This window comes from Moorena sp. SIO3I8, assembly GCF_010692325.1.
Classification (GTDB): Bacteria; Cyanobacteriota; Cyanobacteriia; order Cyanobacteriales; family Coleofasciculaceae; genus Moorena.
Window position 1 is genome coordinate 1 of record NZ_JAAHHW010000430.1, and the last position, 1,246, is coordinate 1,246.

A 1,246-nucleotide genomic window follows, 5' to 3' on the forward strand; every position below is an offset into this window, starting at 1 on the left:
AGAACCAGCTCAGATTCGGGAATATTTGAGCATTGCTCGTCAACCCATCTCTCTCGACGTTCGCGTCGGAGATAACCAAGACACAGAGCTGTCTGAGCTGCTAGAAGATGATGGTCTAACACCGGTTAACTACACCACTCAGGAGTCCTTGCGGCAAGACCTAAATCTGCTGTTAGCAGAACTTACCCCCCAACAGCGGGAAGTGCTAGCGCTACGCTTTGGGTTAGAGGATGGCAAAGAGCTATCTCTGGCTAAAGTTGGTAAGCGACTGAACCTCAGTCGTGAACGGGTACGCCAGTTAGAACATCAAGCCTTAGCACAGCTACGGCGTCGCCATGCTAATTTCCGGGAGTACATCGCTAGCTAGCTAATGGTTGACTGTATTCCAAGCATGAGTGGTAGCCAGAAATGGTTACCACTTATTTTTTTGTAAAGAAATGTAAAAAACCCCGAAATCTCTGTTCTTACCTTTGGAGTATTTCTATAGTCAGAGCAAAATTCACATCACTGTATAAGTTCGTAAGCATATGCGCTACGCGCACGCTGCGCGAACAGCCGTCAGCTTTGTGGCACAGGCCACAAGCGCTGTGACTTCAATCAGATTAAACGAATGCTGACCTGTTTGATTCAAAAGCTGTTCGGTGTAGCTTGCCCTATGCCCATAAGCACATCAAGTAGCTTGCCCTATGCCCATAAGCTGATAGCTGATAGCTGATAGCTGATAGCTGAATACTTACATAAGTTCACCGATAATTTCACAAAATTTTCACATCAAAACGGGAGAGTGAGGAGGTAAAAAACCTGGGGGAGCCATTTAAGAAGCAATTTGTAAGTTAACCTGGACGAAAAATTATTCTAAGGGTTGAATAAAAGATGAGTCTAGACTCACCTATTTCAGCAAAAGGTCACTCATAGTTGCTTAGAGCAAGGGTCAACTAGCTGGGTGAACGCTGGTAGTCAAGCTTCAGCAAAATTTCCGGCTATGACCAGCGCCAACTGTGACAGTTGATAAACCGCTCAACAAAGGAAGAAACCAAAGCAGAGTTTAGGCTTAAATAGGATTATAACCTCAAGAGTCAACATAACTCTGGTTTAGGAAAAATTAACTTTTTCTGATTGATTATGGCTTCATCAGTTGATGCTCTAAACTCTCAGAATTTTTGCTCAGGGTGTCTTACAGTTTTTTTTTCAAAGGGGGTAAGTATGATGCTTAACCAATTAACTGGATCGTTCTTGTCAGCACGTC

The 1,246-nt window shown here is 43.8% G+C and carries 1 protein-coding gene; it reads left to right on the forward strand.

The window, feature by feature from the left end; translation table 11 throughout:
• A partial coding sequence (locus F6K51_RS37630; RefSeq protein ID WP_293031365.1) for a sigma-70 family RNA polymerase sigma factor occupies positions 1-367 on the forward strand: 367 nt, incomplete at its 5' end.
• Positions 368-1,246: the final 879 nt, after the last annotated feature.